Annotated in this window: 13 protein-coding genes and 1 tRNA gene; 8 read left to right on the plus strand and 6 right to left on the minus strand. The window is 43.9% G+C overall.

The features are described 5' to 3' along the window. Positions 1 to 436 precede the first annotated feature (436 nt). The 3 genes from V7L01_RS27955 to leuC form a co-directional block, all read right to left on the minus strand. Positions 437 to 1,987 (minus strand): calcium-binding protein, encoded by a 1,551-nt coding sequence (locus V7L01_RS27955; RefSeq protein WP_335040618.1) that lies wholly within the window; start codon positions 1,985 to 1,987, stop codon positions 437 to 439. Positions 1,988 to 2,816: 829 nt separating this feature from the next. Beyond that, positions 2,817 to 3,425 carry a 3-isopropylmalate dehydratase small subunit gene (gene leuD / locus V7L01_RS27960; protein WP_335040620.1) on the minus strand — a complete coding sequence of 203 codons (609 nt, stop codon included), beginning with the start codon at positions 3,423 to 3,425 and terminating at the stop codon, positions 2,817 to 2,819. Between the two features lie 77 nt (positions 3,426 to 3,502). Beyond that, positions 3,503 to 4,906, minus strand: coding sequence for a 3-isopropylmalate dehydratase large subunit (gene leuC / locus V7L01_RS27965; protein WP_335040623.1), 1,404 nt, complete (start codon positions 4,904 to 4,906; stop codon positions 3,503 to 3,505). A gap of 245 nt (positions 4,907 to 5,151) precedes the next feature. Here leuC and V7L01_RS27970 point away from each other — a divergent pair, with 245 nt between their 5' ends. The 5 genes from V7L01_RS27970 to V7L01_RS27990 all read left to right on the plus strand — a co-directional run bounded on the left by V7L01_RS27970 (position 5,152) and on the right by V7L01_RS27990 (position 14,100). Beyond that, positions 5,152 to 6,501 carry an ATP-binding protein gene (locus V7L01_RS27970; RefSeq protein WP_335040626.1) on the plus strand — a complete coding sequence of 450 codons (1,350 nt, stop codon included), beginning with the start codon at positions 5,152 to 5,154 and terminating at the stop codon, positions 6,499 to 6,501. A gap of 212 nt (positions 6,502 to 6,713) precedes the next feature. After that, on the plus strand, positions 6,714 to 12,059 hold the full coding sequence (locus tag V7L01_RS27975) for a WD40 repeat domain-containing protein (protein WP_335040629.1): 5,346 nt from the start codon (positions 6,714 to 6,716) through the stop codon (positions 12,057 to 12,059). A 98-nt stretch (positions 12,060 to 12,157) separates the two neighbouring features. Beyond that, entirely contained in the window at positions 12,158 to 12,772 is a 615-nt protein-coding gene (locus V7L01_RS27980; RefSeq protein WP_335040631.1) for a hypothetical protein, read from the plus strand. 233 nt (positions 12,773 to 13,005) lie between these two features. Further along, complete coding sequence (locus V7L01_RS27985) at positions 13,006 to 13,749, plus strand: alpha/beta fold hydrolase (RefSeq protein ID WP_335040633.1); 744 nt, start codon at positions 13,006 to 13,008, stop codon at positions 13,747 to 13,749. A 192-nt stretch (positions 13,750 to 13,941) separates the two neighbouring features. After that, positions 13,942 to 14,100 (plus strand): DUF433 domain-containing protein, encoded by a 159-nt coding sequence (locus tag V7L01_RS27990; RefSeq protein ID WP_335040635.1) that lies wholly within the window; start codon positions 13,942 to 13,944, stop codon positions 14,098 to 14,100. A 26-nt stretch (positions 14,101 to 14,126) separates the two neighbouring features. On the opposite strand, the gene V7L01_RS27995 is transcribed toward V7L01_RS27990, so the two are convergent. Then, positions 14,127 to 14,199: transfer RNA gene (locus V7L01_RS27995), tRNA-Val, on the minus strand. A 143-nt stretch (positions 14,200 to 14,342) separates the two neighbouring features. Between V7L01_RS27995 and V7L01_RS28000 the strand changes: the two genes are divergently transcribed. Together V7L01_RS28000 and mazG are read left to right on the plus strand one after the other, a co-directional pair. Next, positions 14,343 to 14,963 (plus strand): metal-binding protein, encoded by a 621-nt coding sequence (locus tag V7L01_RS28000; protein ID WP_335040638.1) that lies wholly within the window; start codon positions 14,343 to 14,345, stop codon positions 14,961 to 14,963. 3 nt (positions 14,964 to 14,966) lie between these two features. Further along, the gene (gene mazG, locus V7L01_RS28005) at positions 14,967 to 15,788 is read left to right on the plus strand and encodes a nucleoside triphosphate pyrophosphohydrolase (RefSeq protein WP_335040640.1); all 822 of its coding nucleotides are present in this window, start codon (positions 14,967 to 14,969) and stop codon (positions 15,786 to 15,788) included. A 117-nt stretch (positions 15,789 to 15,905) separates the two neighbouring features. Here the strand turns inward: mazG and V7L01_RS28010 are convergent, their stop codons facing one another. Together V7L01_RS28010 and V7L01_RS28015 are read right to left on the minus strand one after the other, a co-directional pair. Continuing rightward, positions 15,906 to 17,096, minus strand: a complete 1,191-nt coding sequence (locus V7L01_RS28010) for a transporter substrate-binding domain-containing protein (protein WP_335040853.1) — start codon at positions 17,094 to 17,096, stop codon at positions 15,906 to 15,908. A 144-nt stretch (positions 17,097 to 17,240) separates the two neighbouring features. Then, the gene (locus tag V7L01_RS28015) at positions 17,241 to 17,351 is read right to left on the minus strand and encodes an aldehyde dehydrogenase family protein (protein ID WP_335040642.1); all 111 of its coding nucleotides are present in this window, start codon (positions 17,349 to 17,351) and stop codon (positions 17,241 to 17,243) included. Between the two features lie 502 nt (positions 17,352 to 17,853). On the opposite strand from V7L01_RS28015, the gene V7L01_RS28020 reads away from it, so the two are divergent. Then, positions 17,854 to 20,145: a PAS domain-containing hybrid sensor histidine kinase/response regulator gene (locus V7L01_RS28020; RefSeq protein ID WP_335040644.1), complete on the plus strand. Its 2,292-nt coding sequence runs from the start codon at positions 17,854 to 17,856 to the stop codon at positions 20,143 to 20,145. The last annotated feature ends 122 nt before the right edge of the window (positions 20,146 to 20,267 follow it).

Below are 20,267 nucleotides of genomic sequence, written 5' to 3' on the forward strand. Positions count from 1 at the left end.
AATTCGTGGAGTAGTTGAGAATTATTCGCGTAAACTCAACACAACTTAATCAAAATGTTAATTTTTGTACAATAATAAATTTCTATATTAGTTGGGTTTAAAATCCTCAAAATCAATATTTTTGTAATGAAACACCCATGTATGCAAATCAACGCGAATAAATATAGAATCCTCCCCGTACTTACTTGAAGTACGAGGAAGATTCAACCTAATCCATAATTATTAATTCATAATTGAAAAGGGTTTGGCAAAAGTGCCTGTAGAGGGAGTTTTGTTTCAGGTGGGGTTGAAATCCCTATACCTAACATAATTATGAATTATCAATTATGAATTTTTTATTATCCTTAATTAGCAATGCTGATGATTGCGGGCATTAGGATATAGTTGCAAGCTTGCAGATATGCCTTAGATTAAATAGATTTTGAGAGATGTGTGATTACGCAACGATCTCAAAGTCCGTAGCTGCTAAGACAGGTGGTTGTGTGTATAGATTGTTATCGTTATCAATGTTGGCAAATTGACTACCTGTCCCAAAGCCTGGCGATGTCAAGTTTTGGTTGTAGAACAAGTTGCCAGTTCCAAGACTGTAAGTAATGAGTCCAGAGCTGGTTGCAGCGGCTGCATCAGTAGCTACTATCTGAATATCGTACAGATTATTGAGTCCGACGAAAGTTGTCCGATCCAGAACAATTTTGTCATAACTGCGGCTGAAGTCAGTAATTCTATCTACACCCAGATTAGCACCATAGAACGGAACTCCTGAATTGAACGCGAAGCGATCGCTACCAGCACCACCTCGTAAGATGTCATTACCAGCATCACCATAGAGGTTGTCATTGCCAGTTCCACCATAGAGGCTGTCATTACCCTCACCACCAAAGCCGCTTAACGGTGTAGCTGTGCCACTACCATCAAGCAAGTCATTTCCAGCACCGCCTGCGAACGATACCGCATTTACCGCAGTTCCGCCCAGGTTGTTGACATCAAAGATGTCATCACCACCACCACCATTGACTTCAAACCTCTCTGCGGTGTCTACTGTCAGGGTGAAGGGAACTAAGTTGAGCCGATCGAAGATTGCTCTGCCTTGCGCGTCTCCTTGCAAGCGGAAGCTATCTCCCGCAGCCGCCGCGCCGTTGACCTCAACCACGTCATAGCCAGCGTTACCACTGATTCTGTCGCTACCGTCACCGTTGTTCCAAATCAATCGGTCGCTGCCGGCTCCACCAATGAACGTGTCGTTGCCACGATTTCCTACCAGGGTATCGCTCCCGCCCCCACCGGATAGAAAGTCGATACCATCGCCACCTCGCAGGAGATCATTACCAGCATCACCATAGAGGTTGTCATTGCCAGTTCCACCTGTGAAGGTGTCGTTACCCTCACCGCCAAAGCCGCTTAACGGTGTAGCTGTGCCACTACCATCAAGCAAGTCATTTCCAGCACCGCCTGCGAACGATACCGCATTTACCCCAGTTCCGGCTAGGTCGTTGACATCGAAGATGTCATCACCACCACCACCATTGACTTCAAACCTCTCTGCGGTGTCTACTGTCAAGGTGAAGGGAACTAGGTTGAGCCGATCGAAGATTGCTCTGCCTTGGGCATCTCCTTGCAGACGGAAGCTATCTCCCGCAGCCGCCGCGCCGTTGACCTCAACTACGTCATAGCCAGCGTTACCACTGATTCTGTCGCTACCGTCACCGTTGTTCCAAATGAGTCGGTCGTTGCCGGCTCCACCTGTGAAAGTGTCGTTGCCGCGATCGCCTATTAGGGTATCGCTCCCGCCCCCACCGGATAGAAAGTCGATACCATCGCCACCTCGCAGGAGGTCATTACCAGCATCACCATAAAGGCTATCATTGCCAGCACCACCATAGAGGCTGTCATTTCCACCAAGACCACTGAAATTATCAGAAGCGGCATCACTAGTACCTATGTCTGCTCCATAGGTTGGGCCTGGGCCTGGAATCCAATTTACTGCCATGATTAATTCTCCTAATGTTTAATTTCTAAATGAATAATGAGCTACTAGTACTTCATTTATAGGAAAAGCATGAAAGTACTAGTTTCCCTCTACAAGCTATAAAATCTATAATTTTTAGCTCCTAAGTATTACTCAGAGATATCTTCTTCTTTTATGCAGAATATCGATTTTTGTAAAACTTTTTCACTATGGATTTTACAGACAAACCTTACTACACCCCGACTTTTTACGTCATAGGGAAAATAAAAAATCGCTTGTGAATGCCTTTCGTAAAGCAGCTTTCAACTGATTGGGTGATTTTCGCCAAAGTTCAAACAAATGTGAATAGCTTTGAATAAATGACAATATTAAATAGTAATCAGTACTGCTGTTGTGATTTTGATGACAATCATGGAATTCGTTAACCAGTATTAATAAGCGAGTGTTTATCGTAAAATATAGTAAGTCTTTATCCAAAGTATTTATAAGTGCTAGCAACTTAAAAGCAGCTACGAAAAATTGATTATTGTTATTTCTAACAAAGGGCTTTTACTGAAGATTGAAGCATTTATTTTTGCATTTACTCTTAAACAAGTATTTATCTAATGAGTAAAATGTAATACTTTAGTCTGATTCAATATTTCCGTTCTGGAGTTATATCATGTCCGGATAAATAGTTATGATTCCCACAGTCATTGCACCCCACCCCGCTCTTCGGGAGGGGAGACAAAGCATAGCTTTGGCGGGGTGGGGTTCTTCGGGTTTAATAAGTAATCAAGCGGACATGAGCGGATAGAAAATTCTTGGTATTCGGTCGTACCCTGGTTATCAGCCAAGGTATGAACGAATTCTAACTCGCGGCTAAATTGCCCCAACCGACATAGGGTAACTTTGCAGCCGTTACCCGAACTTGGTCGGCATTTGCCACTAACTGACCGCAAGCATCCCAAGTACCAGAAATAAATGTGCTTCTGGTACCTTCTTCGATCGCAACTGGGGCGGTGTAATCGCCAATTTGCACTTGCAAAGTTTCTAGGTTCACTGTGACGGCGGCTTGGGGATTGGCAGCGACTAACTCTTGCAGTTGTTTAACTGTAACAGCATCAGCTGTCAGACAAGGTATGCCCATTGCCACACAGTTACCGAAAAAGATTTCGGCGAAGCTTTCACCGATTAAAGCTTGGATTCCCCATTTTGCGATCGCTTGGGGTGCGTGTTCCCGTGATGAACCACAGCCAAAGTTACGGTTAACTATTAAAATATTCGCGCCTTGGTACTGGGGTTGGTCAAAGGGATGTTCGCCTTTAAGTGCTGTCCGATCGTCGATAAACGCACCTTCGCCTAACCCATCAAAGGTAACGGCTTTCAAATATCGCGCGGGAATGATGCGATCGGTATCTATATCATTACCCACTAAGGGTATACCGCGCCCTGAAACTGTTTTAACTTCACTCACCATAATTTTTATAAGAAACGAACCGCAAAGAACGCAAAGGGAAGAAAGTTTGAGAGAGTTTTCTCTCTCACAAGATGGGGTTACAGTAACTCGCGCACATCAGAGACTTCGCCTTTAATCGCAGCAGTGGCGACCATCGCCGGACTCATTAACAATGTCCGACCGGAAGAGGAACCTTGCCTTCCTTTAAAGTTGCGGTTGGAGGAGGAGGCGCTGATTTGTCTTCCTTGTAGCTTATCGGGGTTCATGGCTAGGCACATGGAACATCCCGGTTCGCGCCACTCAAATCCAGCTTCTTGAAAGATTTTATCCAGTCCTTCAGCTTCCGCCTGTTCCTTCACCCGTTCAGAACCGGGGACAACAAAGGCTTTGATTCCCTCTGCAACGTGGCGACCTTTGGCGATTTTTGCAGCTTCTCGCAAATCGCTAATTCTGCCGTTGGTGCAACTACCAATAAAGCAGACATCTATTTTAGTGCCCTTGATCGGTTGACCGGGATATAAATCCATGTAGCGGTAAGCTTCTTCGGCAATGAATCGGTCTTCTTCCAGCAGTTCTTCCGGCTGAGGCACTGACTGGTGGACACCGATACCTTGACCGGGAGTAATCCCCCAGGTAACAGTAGGAGAAATTTCCGCAGCGTCAAATATCACCACATTATCGTACTCGGCATCAGCATCGCTCTTGATGGATTCCCACCAAGCCACTGCTTTGTCCCAATCTGCATCTTTGGGTGCAAAATCTCTGCCTTTGAGGTAATCGTAAGTGACTCGATCGGGATTGACATAGCCGCAACGCGCACCGCCTTCGATCGCCATATTGCAGACAGTCATCCTCTCTTCCATATTCATTTGCTCAAATGTCGTACCTGCAAATTCGTAAGCATAGCCCACGCCACCTTTAACACCAAGTGTGCGGATGATATGTAAAATTACATCTTTGGCGTAAACACCAGGGTTGAGAGTGCCGTTAACTTCGATTCTGCGGACTTTCAGTTTGGAGAGGGCAAGGGTTTGGGAAGCGAGAACATCCCGGACTTGGCTAGTACCAATACCAAATGCGATCGCACCAAATGCTCCATGACTGGAAGTGTGACTATCTCCACAAGCGATCGTCATTCCGGGTTGAGTCAGTCCAAGTTCTGGAGCGATGACGTGAACTATACCCTGACTGCCAGAACCAATATTGTAAAAAGTTATGTTATTTTCTTGACAGTTATTTTCCAGCGCCTGGATCATTTCCTCTGCCAAGCTATCGACAAAGGGACGCGCCTGGTTTTCTGTCGGCACAATATGATCGACTGTGGCAACAGTCCGCTCTGGAAACAGTACTTTAAGACCCCTCTCGCGTAACATAGCAAAGGCCTGGGGACTGGTGACTTCATGAATTAGGTGAAGCCCGATAAATAGTTGCGTCAGCCCTGAGGGAAGTGTACCAACGGTGTGTAAGTCCCAAACTTTGTCAAACAGGGTACCTTTGCTCATACGTCAATCAGTATTTAAAGAGTCCGGTCTTAAATAGTATCAAAAAAAAGTCTCGGTTTTTGCAGATCGCTTCATATTACTTACATCTTTCTCTCTGCCTCTGTGGTTTGATTCTTCTTTAACGAACCGCAGAGACGCTGAAAGCGAAAATACTCCGAAATATTGAGATGCAAAGATGGAAATAAGTTTATCCTTTTGAACAAGGATATGTTAATACAATACGAGATAATTGCACTACCAGCATTATGCCCATAGATTTACGGGAATTTTATCAGGCTAGCGATCCCAGCAGAACTCTGTTTGTCAATAATAGCTCTGATGGCAAGTATTACATAGATTTTTCCTCAGTCCGAGGTGGGGATATTCTTGGCAAGCTGAAGCAGAAAATTACCTTTTTTAAGCCTAATGAACCCACTTGCACTTTATTTACTGGGCATATTGGTTGTGGGAAATCGACAGAATTATTACGGTTACAGGCAGAACTGGAAAAGTTAGGCTTCCATGTGGTCTATTTTGAGTCCAGTGAAGACCTGGAAATGACTGATGTCGATATTGCTGATGTGCTGCTAGCGATCGCTCGGCGTGTGAGTCAAAGTCTGGATAAAATTACACTGGAGACACCCAACAAATTTAATGAGTTGCTGCAAGGTGCTTGGAAGGTCTTAAACTCCGAGGTGACGGGAGTAAAAGTGAAGGTTCCCAATGTTGGCGATTTTGGTGTCACCTCTGAAAAAGAGAAGTTATCTCTGTCTGTAGGCATTGGTGAAATCACCACCAAAATCAAAAATGACCCAACCCTGCGAGAAAAACTCAATCAGTATTTAGCACCGCAAAAAACTAAACTGCTAGAAGCAATTAATCAAGAATTATTGGAACCTGCGATCGCTAAACTCAAACAGCAGGGTAAAAATGGTCTGGTGGTAATTGTCGATAATCTTGACCGCATAGATAATCGTGCCAAACCTTGGGGTCGTCCGCAGCAGGAATATTTATTTGTCGATCAGGGTGAGTTTTTGACAAGGCTTAATTGTCATCTACTCTACACCATGCCCTTATCTTTGAAGTTTTCCAACGATTACGGAATGCTGACTCAGCGTTTCCCAGAAGATCCCAAGGTGTTACCAATGGTACCTGTACAAAGGACTGATGGCAGTGTTCATGTAGAAGGAATGGCACTCATGCAGCAGATGGTACTCGCTAGAGCTTTTCCTGACTTGACACCAGAGGAGCGTTTAAATAAAGTTACCGAGATTTTTGATAGTGCTGCTAGCCTAGAGCGGTTATGTAAAATGAGCGGTGGTCATGTGCGGGACGTGCTGAGGCTGCTGAATACCTGGATTATGGAAGAAATGAGTCTTCCCCTAACCCGTGAAACCTTAGAGCAAGTTATTCGTTCTCGGCGGAATGAAATAATGTTACCGATTTCTGATGATGAGTGGCAATTGTTACGTCATGTCAAAGAAAGGAAAAAGGTGAGTGATGACCAAGGATATCAAAAACTGATTCGCAGTCGGTTTGTCTTTGAATATCGTGATGGTGGCGAGTCTTGGTTTGATGTTAATCCGGTTTTGGCTGAGGCGAAGGAGTTGCAGTGAAGTATCTTTCGCTTACCCACTCACCCACCAGGGATTAAAATCCCAGGCTAATAGCTGAAGTCCTCTTAAGAGGACTAATAATTACTTCCAGTCCACTAGTCCACTTCAGTGGACTTCAGCTATTAGCCTTGCACTTAAGTGCAACGCGGGATATGTTAACTCAACGTCAAAATAGATGGTAAAAATCCGCACCTGAAAAGCATATTAGCTCTATGAGTCCACAGCAATCACCGGAAGATGACCATGTAAACAGCGATCGCTCTCTGAAACAATTAGCTTGGGCGATCGAATCCTCTGTGGGACAGTTTAAGCTGATTTTGGCACGGTGTAATTATACGAGTTTGCGCGATCGCTTAATCTCCAGATTGCAAGAAATTTGTCAAGTTGAAATTCGTGTCTTGGCGGTGCAGCAATCGAACAGGACACTTTATACAGCGATTCAGGAAGAATTTGGCGAAGAAATACCAGCCTGTGTGATGGTTGTGGGTTTGGAATCAGTGCAGAATTTGTCTGTGATGTTAACTTCTGCGAATCAGGTGCGGGAAGAGTTTCGCAAGAATTTTGCTTTTCCCTTAGTGTTGTGGATTGACGATGAAATTTACAAGCAACTAATACAGCTTGCGCCTGATTTGGAAAGTTGGGCGACTACGAGAAATTTTGCTATATCAACACAAGAATTAGTAGATTTTGTCATCGAAACCGCTAATTGTTGGTTTAGTAATAACTTAAAGTTTGGTGCCGATGTATATATAAGACTAGAAAATGAGTTAGAAGCAGCGCAAAGATATTTACTCAACAAGCCAGATGTTTATAATTTAGAGATTCAAGCTAATTTAGAATCTTTATTAGGTTTTGTCAAACAGATAAACAATCAAAAAGATTCGGCGCTACAGCATTATCACAAAGCTTACAAGCTTTGGCAGCAAAGGAATAATTTAGAACGACAGGCAAAAATCCTCGGTGAGATTGGCTTTTGCTGTTATCTCAAAGCTTTTAAACATCAAGATATCAATCATCCAGATTGGGATACGGCTTGGCGTTATGTTCAAGAATATATAAATTTTATTAGCCGTTTTCATGATTCAGATTTAATTGCTAATTCAGTAGTAAAGTTCGGTGATATCTTGCGAGACTTGCAAAAGTGGGAAACGTTGCAGAGTCTTTCCGAACAAGCTTTAGTAATCCATCAAACTAACAACCAGCCAAGGGAATTAGCCAAAGATTACGGTTTTTTAGCTGAGGTAGCTTTGGCTAAAAAAAACTGGGTTGAAGCAAATCAGCTTGTTCAGCAAGCCTTAAAAGTTTTTGCTGCAATTTCCAACCTGGAATCAGCGAGTATATCAGGGGTTATATCTGAGATTTCCGAAAGAGATTTGAAATCAAAAGATTTGAGTTTATATCAGTTTCTTTTAAGTCGTTCTCAATACCATTTAGGTCAAATTCAACAGGCAACTCTCAGCTTAGAAACGGCTAGGGATGTGGGTAATCCCCTAGAAGATGTCAGGCTTTACTTGGATATTCTCAGGTTTTTGCAGCAGCTTTATTTTGAGCAGAAAAAATATCTCAAAGCATATAATATCAAACAGCAACAGCGTTCCATTGAACAGCAATTTGGTTTGCGGGCTTTTATTGGTGCGGGTAGGTTAGAAGCAACAAAACAGGCATTTGTAGAGACATTGCGCTCAAACTCTCCCCAAGGAAACATTGCCCCAGAAATTGCTGCATCTGGTCGCCTATTGGATGTAGAACGTTTAATTGAACGCATGGGTCGCCCTGATTATAAGCTGATAGTAATTCATGGGCAATCGGGTGTAGGCAAAAGTTCCCTGGTGAATGCGGGATTGGTGCCAGCTTTAAAGAATAAAGCGATCGGTACTCAAGATTATTTGCCCGTGGTAATGCGTGTTTATACCAACTGGGTAGAAGAATTAGGCAGGCTTTTGGGAAAAAGTGAGGAGTGGGAAGTTTGTAGAGACGCGATTCATCGCGTCTTTCCTGAGTGGCGAGAGTCAGAACTCGGAACTTCAACCTCTGAACTCGGAACTTCAACCTCTGAACTCGGAACTTCAACCTCTGAACTCGGAACTTCGACCTCTGAACTCGGAACTTCGACCTTTGATATTAAAAATACCCACTCCTTACTTCTCTCGTCTTCTTCACGTCCTAGTGCAGACGCGATGAATCGCGTCTCTACAAAGTTTCTAATCACTCAACTACGCGAAAACGAACAGCGCAACCTGCGAACGGTGTTAATTTTCGATCAATTTGAGGAATTTTTCTTTGTTTACACCGAACCTGCACAAAGGAAGCAATTCTTTGAGTTTTTGGGAGAGTGTCTGAATGTTCTATCGGTGAAAGTTATCTTATCGCTGCGGGTAGATTACATTCATTACTTGCTGGAGTGCAATGATTTGTCCAGTCTCAAGATTATTGGCAATGACATTCTCAGTAATAATGTGCTTTACAAGTTGGGGAACTTCTCACCTGCTGATACGAAGTCAATTATTCAGCGTTTAACTGAAAATACTAGTTTTCATTTAGAACCTGCTTTAGTTGAACAACTCGTGCAAGATTTAGCCGGGGAATTGGGTGAAGTTCGTCCCATTGAGTTACAAGTTGTGGGGGCGCAACTGCAAACGGAGAATATTACAACTCTGGCAGAATATCGGCAGCGTGGCACTAAAGACGAATTGGTTAAGCGTTATTTGCATGAAGTTGTTAATGATTGCGGTGTTGAGAATCAGGAAGCAGCAGACATATTACTGTATTTGCTCACCGATGAAAAAGGAACTCGCCCTCTCAAGACTCGCGCTGAATTGGAACGCGATTTGTTGCCGTACTTCTCGGAGATCCCCCCAACCCCCCTTAAAAAGGGGGGCTTAATTTCTTCAACCCCCTTTTTAAGGGGGTCGCCGCAGGCGGGGGGATCGGAAGCTAGGGCGGAACAAGCTTCTGAAATCAGTAAATTAGATTTAGTGTTAGAGATTTTTGTCCAATCCGGCTTAGTGGTTTTGTTACCAGAAAACCCGGCTGACCGTTATCAACTGGTACATGACTACATCGCCGCCTTTATCCGCCAGCAACAGGAACCGAAGTTAAAGCAGGTGATGGTGGAACTGGAAAAGGAAAGAAAACAAAGAAAACTGAGTGACGCAAAACTGAATAACTTTCTCAAACGCGCCCTTTTTGGTTCCGTCGCCGCAGGATTAGTATTAGCTGGGTTGGCAGGTTTATCATGGCGATGGGGAGTAGAGGCAAATGAGCAAAAAAAACAAGCCGATATTAATGAAATTAATGCTATTAATAATTCTTCAGAAGCGTTTCTTGCCTCTGGACAACATCCAGATGCCTTAATAGCAGCCTTAAAGGCAGGTGGAAAACTCAAACATGCACCTTGGGCACTAGAAAGAAGCGATATCCGAATGCAAACTGTGGCAACTTTACAGCAAGCGGTTTACTTAAAGCCAAACGAGCCAAAAGAAAATCGCGCCATAGAGGTGAATACTTTAGAAGGTCATAGCGATAACGTCAGAAGCATCGCCTACAGCCCCAATGGAGAACAGTTAGCTTCTGCAAGTGATGACAAGACGATTAAAATCTGGGATGTCAGCAGTGGTAAACTCCTCAAAACCCTTACTGGTCATCGCGATATGGTCAGAAAGGTCGCCTACAGCCCCAATGGAGAACAATTAGCTTCTGCAAGCGATGACAAGACCATCAAAATCTGGGATGTCAGCAGTGGTAAACTCCTCAAAACCCTGACTGGTCATAGCAATACAGTCAATAGCGTAGTCTACAGCCCCAATGGAGAACAATTAGCTTCTGCAAGCGATGACAAGACCATCAAAATCTGGGATGTCAGCAGTGGTAAACTCCTCAAAACCCTTACTGGTCATCGCAGTACAGTCTATAGCGTCGCCTACAGCCCCAATGGACAACAGTTAGCTTCTGCAAGTGATGACAAGACGATTAAAATCTGGGATGTCAGCAGTGGTAAACTCCTCAAAACCCTTACTGGTCATCGCAGTACGGTCTATAGCGTCGCCTACAGTCCCAACGGACAACAGTTAGCTTCTGCTAGTCGTGACAAGACCATTAAAATCTGGGATGTCAGCAGTGGTAAACTCCTCAAAACTCATACCGATCATCGCGTAGATGTTATTAGCGTCGCTTACAGCCCCAATGGACAACAGTTAGCTTCTGCTAGTGCTGACATGACCATCAAAATCTGGGATGTCAGCAGTCGTAAACTCCTCAAAACCCTTTTTGGTCATAGCGATAGGGTCATTAGCGTCGTCTACAGCCCCAATGGACAACAGTTAGCTTCTGCTAGTTTTGACAAGACCATCAAAATCTGGGATATCAGCAGTAGTAAATTCCTCAAAACCCTTTCTGGTCATAGTAATTGGGTTATTAGTGCCGTCTACAGCCCCAATAGACAACAGTTAGCTTCTGCTAGTTTTGACAAGACCATCAAAATCTGGGATATCAGCAGTGGTAAACTCCTCAAAACCCTGATTGGTCATAGCAGGGCGGTCAATAGCGTAGTCTACAGCCCCAATGGACAACAGTTAGCTTCTGCTAGTTATGACAAGACCATCAAAATCTGGGATGTCAGCAGTCGTAAACTCCTCAAAACCCTTTTTGGTCATAGCGATTGGGTCATTAGCGTCGCCTACAGCCCCAATAGACAACAGTTAGCTTCTGCTAGTTTTGACAAGACCATCAAAATCTGGGATATCAGCAGTCGTAAACTCCTCAAAACCCTTTTTGGTCATAGCGATAGGGTCATTAGCGTCGTCTACAGCCCCAATGGACAACAGTTAGCTTCTGCAAGTGATGACAAGACCATCAAAATCTGGGATGTCAGCAGTGGTAAACTCCTCAAAACCCTGATTGGTCATAGCAGTGGGGTCTATAGCGTCGCCTACAGCCCCAATGGACAACAGTTAGCTTCTGCTAGTCGTGACAAGACCATCAAAATCTGGGATGTCAGTAGTTTTAAACTCCTCAAAACCCTTACTGGTCATAGCAATACGGTCTATGGCGTCGTCTACAGCCTCAATGGACAACAGTTATCTTCCGCTAGTCAAGACAACACCATCAAAATCTGGGATGTCAGCAGTGGTAAACTCCTCAAAAACCTGACTGGTCATAGCAGTACGGTCTATAGCGTCGCCTACAGCTCCAATGAACAACAGTTAGCTTCCACTAGTCAAGACAACACAATAATTTTATGGGATTTGGATTTCGATAATTTATTACACAGTGGTTGCAATTTGCTAAATAATTACTTCATTGGTCATCCAGAAGTGTTAGAAGAGTTGCAATCATGCCAAACTCCATCGCGGTTGGTGCAAGGGGCGAAAGTGTTAGTCATCCAAGGTGAGAAGTTAGCGCGAAATGATGATATTAATGGTGCTGTTGAAAAGTTCCGCCAAGCACAGCAGTGGGATAATAAATTAAAGTTTGATTTCCAGGCAAGAGCAAAAGAGTTGGCGAATCAAGGCAAGACAGACCTAATCCCCAGCCCCTTCCCTGGCAGGGAAGGGGAGTAAGAAGGGGAGTAAGCCTCAAAGCCTCTCTCCTTTTAGGAGAGAGGTCAAAGGTGTTGCATCCAAACGAGAACTGCTATAGATAATCACAAGGTGGAAGGATGGCATACAGCGATTTTAGTCTCGCCAAGGTGAAAAAGAATTTTGATTTAACACTCGATGAAACTCGGAATTTATTTGCTGATACAAAACCTGTCACACCATCAGAAACTCTCAGAACGATTTTAATAGATTACATTCCTTTAGCAACTGCAATTTCAACCGAAAAAGCTAGGTCAGAGTTTTTAATTGCACCAATCCTGGCAGAGGTCAGACGATTATTAAATAATAAAATATCATTGTTCTCTGGAAATGAGTTTAATGTTGATGCGACCCAAGGATTACAAGGCTTTTGCGATTACATTATCAGCAACTCCCAAGAGCAATTATTTATTTCTGCTCCGGTAATGTTCATTTTTGAAGCGAAAAAAGAAGATATTATCGGTGGTCTGGGTGAATGTGTAGCGGCAATGATTGCAGCACAACTGTTCAATCAAAATCAAGGCAATGAAATTGAGCGGATTTATGGCTCAGTTACTAGTGGAACGAACTGGAAGTTTTTATTTTTAGAAGAGACGACTGTTTATATAGATTCGACTGAATACTATATTAAAGAAGTTGATAAAATTTTGGGTATTTTATTGCAACCTTTTCAGCCTGTTTTAACTGCTGTTTGAACATATCGCAGGTGTTGATGTAACTTACCTGGTCAAGTTTTAAAATTTGCTAAAAAATAAGATAAGTTAAACAACTCGTTCACCATTAAGTATCTAGGCATAAATAAATTTCAAGTTTGTAGTAAGGACTTTAGTCCTGATAATCCTTGCTCTGAGCGATAAATCGCTCACTACAAACTAGGAGTTTATTTTATATTTAATTATGTCTACCTACTTACCACTATTCAATTGATATGAGTCTATATTGTCTAGTTCACGGTGCATTCCAAGCCACGTGGTGTTGGGATTTACTAATTCCCTATTTAGAAGCACAAGGTCACAAAACCATAGCAATGGATTTACCAATTGAAAATGCATCTGCTACTTTGTCCCAACTTGCAGATGTAGTAATTCAAGCACTGCCAAAAACTGATGATGATATTGTGTTAGTCGGTCACTCAATGGCTGGTACTATAATTCCCTTGGTTGCAGAAGCGGTAAAAGTGCGTCAACTAGTGTTTGTGGCGGCGCTACTTCCATATCCTGGAGTTAGTACACTCGACCAATTTTCTCATCGTCTTGATTCTGATACGCTCAAATCATTCAATTACCAGCCAAAAGACCCAAGTAAACTCCAACAGTTCTACGATGAACCTGATATGTATGAACCAGCTTCCGTAGGGAAAGATTATTCAGACGAAGCAGTATTAAGAGAGTTTTTCTTTCATGATTGTCAACCGGATGTAGCACAGTGGGCAATCTCGAAAAGTCGTTCGCAACAATCGATGGCATATATTTTTGAAACGAATCCTCTAAAAGCTTTGCCGCATATTGAGCGTAAATATATTGTTTGTACCAATGACCGAATAATATCTCCTACATGGTCGCGCTACGCTGCACGCAAGCGCTTAGGAGTCGATGCCATTGAACTAGCTTCGGGACATTGCCCACATCTATCTCGTCCTGACCTTCTTGCTTCAGTATTAACTAGTGATTAATTTTTTGAGCAATCCAAAATATTTTGCTTAAGCCGACTATCTTACTGGTGCGTTGGCGCAGCCCAACCTAGGCATCGCTCATAATAAATAAAGCCCGATAAAGGTAAACTGGTATGGATTGGAGAACTTATATTCATTCAGACCCGAAAATTCTCCAATGGATTGCCTGTCGTCAAAGGAACACGGCTATCTGTGGAATTCATATTGGGGTTGTTTGCTTTATGTTGGACAGAACAGCAAGTTAAAGAAAGCTACCCAACTCTCAGCGCTCCTGCAATCCAAGCTGTGTTCGCGTTTGCGGCGGGAATTAGGAAATACCATAAACTCAAAAAGGCTAGAAACCGCATATAAGCTGTCTCTAGCCTTAATTTACTTAATGGGCAGTACCAGACTCGAACTGATGACATCCTGCTTGTAAGGCAGGCGCTCTACCAACTGAGCTAACCGCCCGTTTGTCTAATCCTTAACTAATATAGCAAAACATTTCGCATTGCGCTAGTAGTTTTAAGAAAATCTTTTTTTCTCTTATACTGACTCAGTATTCAGTTACTCAGCACTGGCTCAACGCCCCGCTATCGCTAACAGGATTTAGGATGCCCTCTGGTAGGACGCACGATCGCATTACTATGTATGCTCTGCCATTGGTGGCGGGCGTTACTTTCTGGCAAACTCGCAGCAGCAATGCGACTTTGTTGGTTGCTGGCGGGTTTCTATTTGGCGGGCTGATGTTTGGCCCCGATTTGGATATTTACTCTGTGCAATTTCAACGCTGGGGTTTCTTGCGCTGGATTTGGCTACCTTATCAAAAAAGTCTTCGGCATCGTTCTTTTTTATCCCACGGGCCAATTATTGGCACGATTCTGCGGATAATTTATCTGGGGTGTTTGCTAGCTATTGTGGCAATTTTCGTTTTGGCGATCGCGCAAAGGTTATGGAATCTAAGTTTTACTTGGCAGGATTTGGGGGGAAATTTGGGGCGATCGCTCGTGCAATACGATACTGAATATATCGCCCTGTTTTTGGGGTTGGAACTCGGTGCAATGAGTCATTCTCTTAGCGATTGGGGCGGTTCGGCATACAAGCGCTTTCAAAAACAGGGCATTCGGGGGTTGCTTCCTAGTGGCAAAATTAAGAAGCGGAAAGTTACAAGTCGCGGTAGTCGTCGAGCTACAGTTAGCAGAAAGAGCAACGGAAGAACGACAAAGGACAAATGACAAATGACAAATGACAAAGTTGATACTTTGGCGGCGTTGCAGGAATTGATTGAGGTGGTGGCGAAATTGCGATCGCCTGATGGTGGTTGTCCGTGGGATTTGGCTCAAACTCCTGAAACGCTCACACCTTATGTGATTGAGGAAGCTTATGAGGTGGTGGATGCAATTAAAAGTGGAGATCAGGGTGCGATCGCAGAAGAGTTAGGCGATTTATTATTACAAGTGGTACTCCAAGCCCAAATCGCTAGCGAATCTGGGCAATTTTCTTTGAAAGAAATAACTCAAGGGATTTCCCAAAAGTTGATTCGCCGTCATCCCCATGTGTTTGGTGATGTGTCGGTTGCCAGTGTGGATGAGGTGCGGCAAAATTGGGAACAAATTAAAGCTGCGGAGAAAGGCGAAGCATCTCCAGACGCACAAAAACTGAGTACAAAACTCGGACGTTATGGGCGCACCCTTCCCCCATTGACGGCAGCGATGAAGATTTCCCAAAAGGCTGCGGCGATCGGATTTGAATGGGAAAATATTCAGGGTGTCTGGGATAAGTTTCATGAGGAGTTGGGGGAGTTTCAACAGGCTTTAGCTGAAGAAACACCAGAACGACAAGAAGCAGAATTAGGAGATTTACTGTTTGCAGTTATTCAGCTAGCCCGTTGGCATAATCTTGACCCCAGCGCCGCTTTGCAAGGCACAAATCAGCGATTTGTCCAGCGATTAGAAAAAATGGAGGCAGTTGTTGACCGTCCCCTTTCTGATTACAGTTTGAATGAGTTAGAAAACTTGTGGCAACAGGCAAAAGCTCAACTTGCTCAAGAAGGGTATTAGTCATTAGTCATTAGTCATTAGTCATTAGTCATTAGTCATTAGTCATTAGTTTTCTTCCCCTGCTTCCCCTGCCTCCCCTGCTCCCTCTGCCTCCTCTCCCCCCTGCCCACTCCTTCTTCAAGATTTTTCAGTATCAAACCACTTATCATATAGCGATTGATAAGTGCCATTTTCTTTAAGACTCAGCAGCGCCTGATTAATTGGTTTGCGGTAGGGACTGTTGTTAGGCAGAATGATGCCGTAACTTTCTTCACGCAAGATACTGCCAACAATCTGTACTTTCCCTTTGCCTTCGTTGGCAGCATAAAACAAAAGTACAGGGGCATCAAATACCACGGCATCAGCTTTTTTGGTTTGCAGAGCATTGTAAGCTTGCTCAATCTTGTTAACTTCTAAAACTGAAATCTTATGTTCTCGCAGATATGCGGCGGCTGTGCTACCCGCAGTTGTGGCTACTACCTTGCCGGGTAAATCATCTATACTTCTGATATCGCCCTGAAGCTGTTGTACTGTCAGTGAGGTAGTAGCGCTGGCTGTAAAGTAGGCGGCAAAAAGTACTCCGATGAACATCCAGACAATACCTACTAAGCGTCCCAGTACTCCTTTGGGCATTTCATCAGCTTGGGTTGCTAATGTGGCAGCTGCCCACCAACAGGCTTTGAAAATGCCAGGAAAGTATGGTTTGGGAATCATCCCATCTTTATGATGGCGCTCAGATAACCAAATAATGTGGGCTGCTACGACAATTAACACTAGAGCAACGCCTATTACCTGCAAGAGGCTAGTAGAGAAAAATAATTGCAAAATATTTGGGAAGGCACTGTCGTTGGTTTCTGAGTTTCGTACCATAATTTGCAGCCCCCCAGCCAAAATGGGTAATGAGAAATCAAAATTCTGCTGGCGTTCGGCTGTAATCGAGATAGCTGCAATCCCCAAATTAGCTTTGTTGTCTTTGATAGCAGAAAGCAGTTCCGGTACAGAGGAATATTCAATAAATTTAGACTCTACATCTATTTGCTTGGCAATGCTGCGCCAGAGGTCGATACTGAATCCCGATAGCTCGCCTTTGTCTGGGATCACAAAGGGCGGTATAACTCGTGTAGCTACTAATAACGGTTGTTGAAGTTGTGGTTTTTGGGCCAGTCCTGGAGATGTGATTAACAATAATGCCAGAATTGCACCTATTAATCCTATGCAGGTATACAGTGCTAAGGAACGTCTGGTTTTGTTTCTCCGGTCATATCTGCCTATCTGGCTTTTTCTCCCAGCCATAAGTTGGCGAAATTTACTAGCGATCGCATTCATCATCAGAATTTTATTGGGGTTGTATGCAAGCATATCTATCATGCCCACCCCATATCAAATATCGCGTTAAACATCCTCCAAAAACCGATTTTTTTCATATTTAGAAGGATGAACATGGTTAAAGGAAGAGGCAGGGTGCAGGGAGCATCAGAATACGTCGTAGCAATTTACCCACACAGTACCAGCCCGGAGATTGTTGGCGATCGCATGTGCTTTAGTAATATCCTGAGTCCATACTGCGGCCGCTAGTCCGTACATTGTGGCATTCGCCCGTTAAATTACTTCATCAATGACCCTATTTACCCACTCATTGTTAAGTTAAAAAACATCTAAATTGCATAATCAGATTAAATCAAACTCTTGTGGGGTGGGCATCTTGCCCGCCCTAGCTATGCAATTTAAATGTGGAACAGCTTAATCAGCAATTGGGTTGGGCCGATTTTGACCTGTTGTCCTGGTAGTGTTGCTCTAACCATCAGTCCCTCCTTAAGCTATAAAAAAATTTGCTTAAATCTACCTATTATGTTTGTTGCTTTACAGCACTCTAGGTGGATTTATTTATGAATTCTTTATTTTAATCTATAGTTAGAGGTTGAGATAGCTATATTGTGTCTAACTCACTTTGTACAACTCAGGTTGTCAAGACAAACCTCTATCTTTTGAGCAATAGTTTTTAGCTCGGCTTTTAGCGTACAATTGAGATGATGCTTGCTTGATTTTTCTTCTTACGTGCGCTTTTAGTGTTACCAAAGTGAGCAACATGAGTGTAGACGAGTTTAGTCAACAAATAGACACATTTAGCTCACGGGTGACGGGATTATTGCAAAGTACTGCAAGTGAGCCGTACTCGCAACAAGAGCTAACAGTTGAAGCTTTTGAGGAACTTAAAATCACTCTGGAAGAGCTGAAAATCGCCTCCGAGGAACTACAAGCAACACGAATGGTAGTCGAGAATGAGCGTCAGCGCTACCAAGAATTATTTGATTTTGCGCCTGATGGTTACTTGGTAACAGATACGAATGGGATTATTCTTGAAGCTAACCGTGCTACTACCATACACCTCAATGTTTTACACCGATTTTTGATTGGCAAACCGCTACTCACTTTCATTGCCAGGTCAGATCATCAACCTTTTTTTAATTACCTAACTCAGTTGCAGCATCTCGACCGGGGCGGGGAATGGGAAGTGTGTTTGCAACCACGCGAAAAAATCTGTTTTGATGTTGCTTTGACAGTAGTTACCGTCCGTAACCAGCAAGGTCAACCACTTGCTCTGCGCTGGTTAATGCGCGACATTACTAAGCGTAAGCGTTTAGAGGCAGAGCGGGAACAGTTATTTGCCAGCGAGCAAGCCGCCCGAATTGCAGCCCAAGCAGCACAGAGGCGTTCTAATTTTTTGGCTGAAGCAAGTCGTGTACTGGCATGTTCCTTAGACTATCGCACCACCCTAACGATGGTCGCGCAATTGGCAGTGCCTACCCTAGCCGATTGGTGTATTGTAGATGTCGTTGAAAATAATTCGGCAGTCTTTAATAACCCAGTGATAGCTGCATCTGAACCGCACAAGGAAGGACTAATACGAGAACTGCGACAACGCTATCCAATTTCTGTTGATGCTGATTATGGGCCAGCAAAGGTTTTACGAACTGGTAGGTCGGAACTGGCTACAAACGTTCTTAAGCCCTCACTACAGAGTAATGCGTCAAACGAAGAACACCTGTTTCTGCTGTACCAACTCCAACTTAAGTCTCAGATGATCGTGCCATTGCTGGTGCGTAAACGTAAGCTGGGGACAATTGTATTTGCGTCTGCACAACCAGGACGCCATTACAGTATTGTAGACCTAGCAATGGCTGAAGAACTTGCCCAACGAGCAGCCTTCGCCATTGAAAATGCACAGCTTTATCAGCAAGCCCAAGAAGCTAACCGAATTAAGGACGAATTTTTAGCGATTGTCTCCCACGAACTTCGTACACCCCTCAACTCTATGCTGGGTTGGGTTCAAATGATCCGTAATCGAAAATTGGACGAGGCAATTACCTTTAAGGCTCTGGCGACAATCGAGCGGAATGCTCAACTTCAGAGGAAACTGATTGAAGATATCCTGGATATTTCCCGCATTGTCCAAGGTAAAATCCGCCTAAATCTCCGTAAAGTTGACCTTGTACTTGTAATTAACGCGGCGATTGAATCTATACAACCCACATCTGAGATTAAGGAGATTCAAGTTGTGTCTAACCTTGATTCCTCAGTAGGTGAGGTTATGGGTGATGTAGAACGCCTGCAACAAGTCATCTGGAATTTGCTCTCTAACGCCGTCAAATTCACACCGAGCGGAGGGCGAATTGAAGTGCATCTAAAGCAGGTGAACTCAAATGCCCAGATAACTGTGTCTGACACAGGTAAGGGAATTGCTCCTGACTTTCTACCTCATCTATTTGAGCGTTTTCGTCAAGCTGATAGCACAACTACTAGAGCAGAAGGTGGTTTGGGGCTGGGACTGTCAATTGTGCGCTACTTAGTAGAAATGCACTCAGGCACAATTCACGCAGCTAGCGGAGGGGAAGGACGAGGAGCAACATTTACAGTGCTGTTGCCGGTCGTAGAATTGCAACAAGAGCAGCTAATTAAAGAGAGTGAAGTAAAAGCCAATAACCTCTTAGCGCTGGTAGGTTTGCAAATACTTGTTGTAGATGACAATCCCGATACACGTGAGTTAGTTTCCTTTATTCTTCAACAGTCTGGAGCAAAGGTAATAGCGGTCGGCTCAGTAAATGAAGCTTTAAAAACGCTGCTACGAGCGGAACCAGATGTTTTAGTCAGTGATATTGGAATGCCAGATGAAGATGGTTATGCGCTGATTCGCAAAGTACGAATCAGGGAAGCAGCTCGAGGAAAAAAAATTCCGGCTGTAGCACTGACCGCATTTGCTAGAGATGAAGAGTCCAAGCTGGCTCTGGAAGCGGGATTCCACGTTCATTTATCCAAACCAATCGAGCCAGATAACTTGGTGGCAGTGGTGGCGAATCTGGTCAAAGGCATAAGCTCTTGAGGCAGGGGGAGCAGGGGAGGCAGAGGAGGCAGGGGAGGCAGGGGGAGCAGGGGAGGCAGGGGAGGCAGGGGAAGTAGGGGAAGCAGGGGAGGCAGGGGAGGCAGGGGAGGCAGGGGGAGTAG

This window comes from Nostoc sp. (assembly GCF_036917095.1).
In the GTDB taxonomy this organism is placed as follows: domain Bacteria; phylum Cyanobacteriota; class Cyanobacteriia; order Cyanobacteriales; family Nostocaceae; genus Nostoc.

What these genes read in the sequence shown, in the direction of transcription:
- V7L01_RS27955 (WP_335040618.1), bottom strand. Translation starts at nt 1,987, where the DNA reads ATGGCAGTAAATTGGATTCCAGGCCCAGGCCCAACCTATGGAGCAGAC.
- leuD (WP_335040620.1), bottom strand. Translation starts at nt 3,425, where the DNA reads ATGGTGAGTGAAGTTAAAACAGTTTCAGGGCGCGGTATACCCTTAGTG.
- leuC (WP_335040623.1), bottom strand. Translation starts at nt 4,906, where the DNA reads ATGAGCAAAGGTACCCTGTTTGACAAAGTTTGGGACTTACACACCGTT.
- V7L01_RS27970 (WP_335040626.1), top strand. Translation starts at nt 5,152, where the DNA reads ATGCCCATAGATTTACGGGAATTTTATCAGGCTAGCGATCCCAGCAGA.
- V7L01_RS27975 (WP_335040629.1), top strand. Translation starts at nt 6,714, where the DNA reads ATGAGTCCACAGCAATCACCGGAAGATGACCATGTAAACAGCGATCGC.
- V7L01_RS27980 (WP_335040631.1), top strand. Translation starts at nt 12,158, where the DNA reads ATGGCATACAGCGATTTTAGTCTCGCCAAGGTGAAAAAGAATTTTGAT.
- V7L01_RS27985 (WP_335040633.1), top strand. Translation starts at nt 13,006, where the DNA reads ATGAGTCTATATTGTCTAGTTCACGGTGCATTCCAAGCCACGTGGTGT.
- V7L01_RS28000 (WP_335040638.1), top strand. Translation starts at nt 14,343, where the DNA reads ATGCCCTCTGGTAGGACGCACGATCGCATTACTATGTATGCTCTGCCA.
- mazG (WP_335040640.1), top strand. Translation starts at nt 14,967, where the DNA reads ATGACAAATGACAAAGTTGATACTTTGGCGGCGTTGCAGGAATTGATT.
- V7L01_RS28010 (WP_335040853.1), bottom strand. Translation starts at nt 17,096, where the DNA reads ATGATGAATGCGATCGCTAGTAAATTTCGCCAACTTATGGCTGGGAGA.
- V7L01_RS28015 (WP_335040642.1), bottom strand. Translation starts at nt 17,351, where the DNA reads ATGTACGGACTAGCGGCCGCAGTATGGACTCAGGATATTACTAAAGCA.
- V7L01_RS28020 (WP_335040644.1), top strand. Translation starts at nt 17,854, where the DNA reads ATGAGTGTAGACGAGTTTAGTCAACAAATAGACACATTTAGCTCACGG.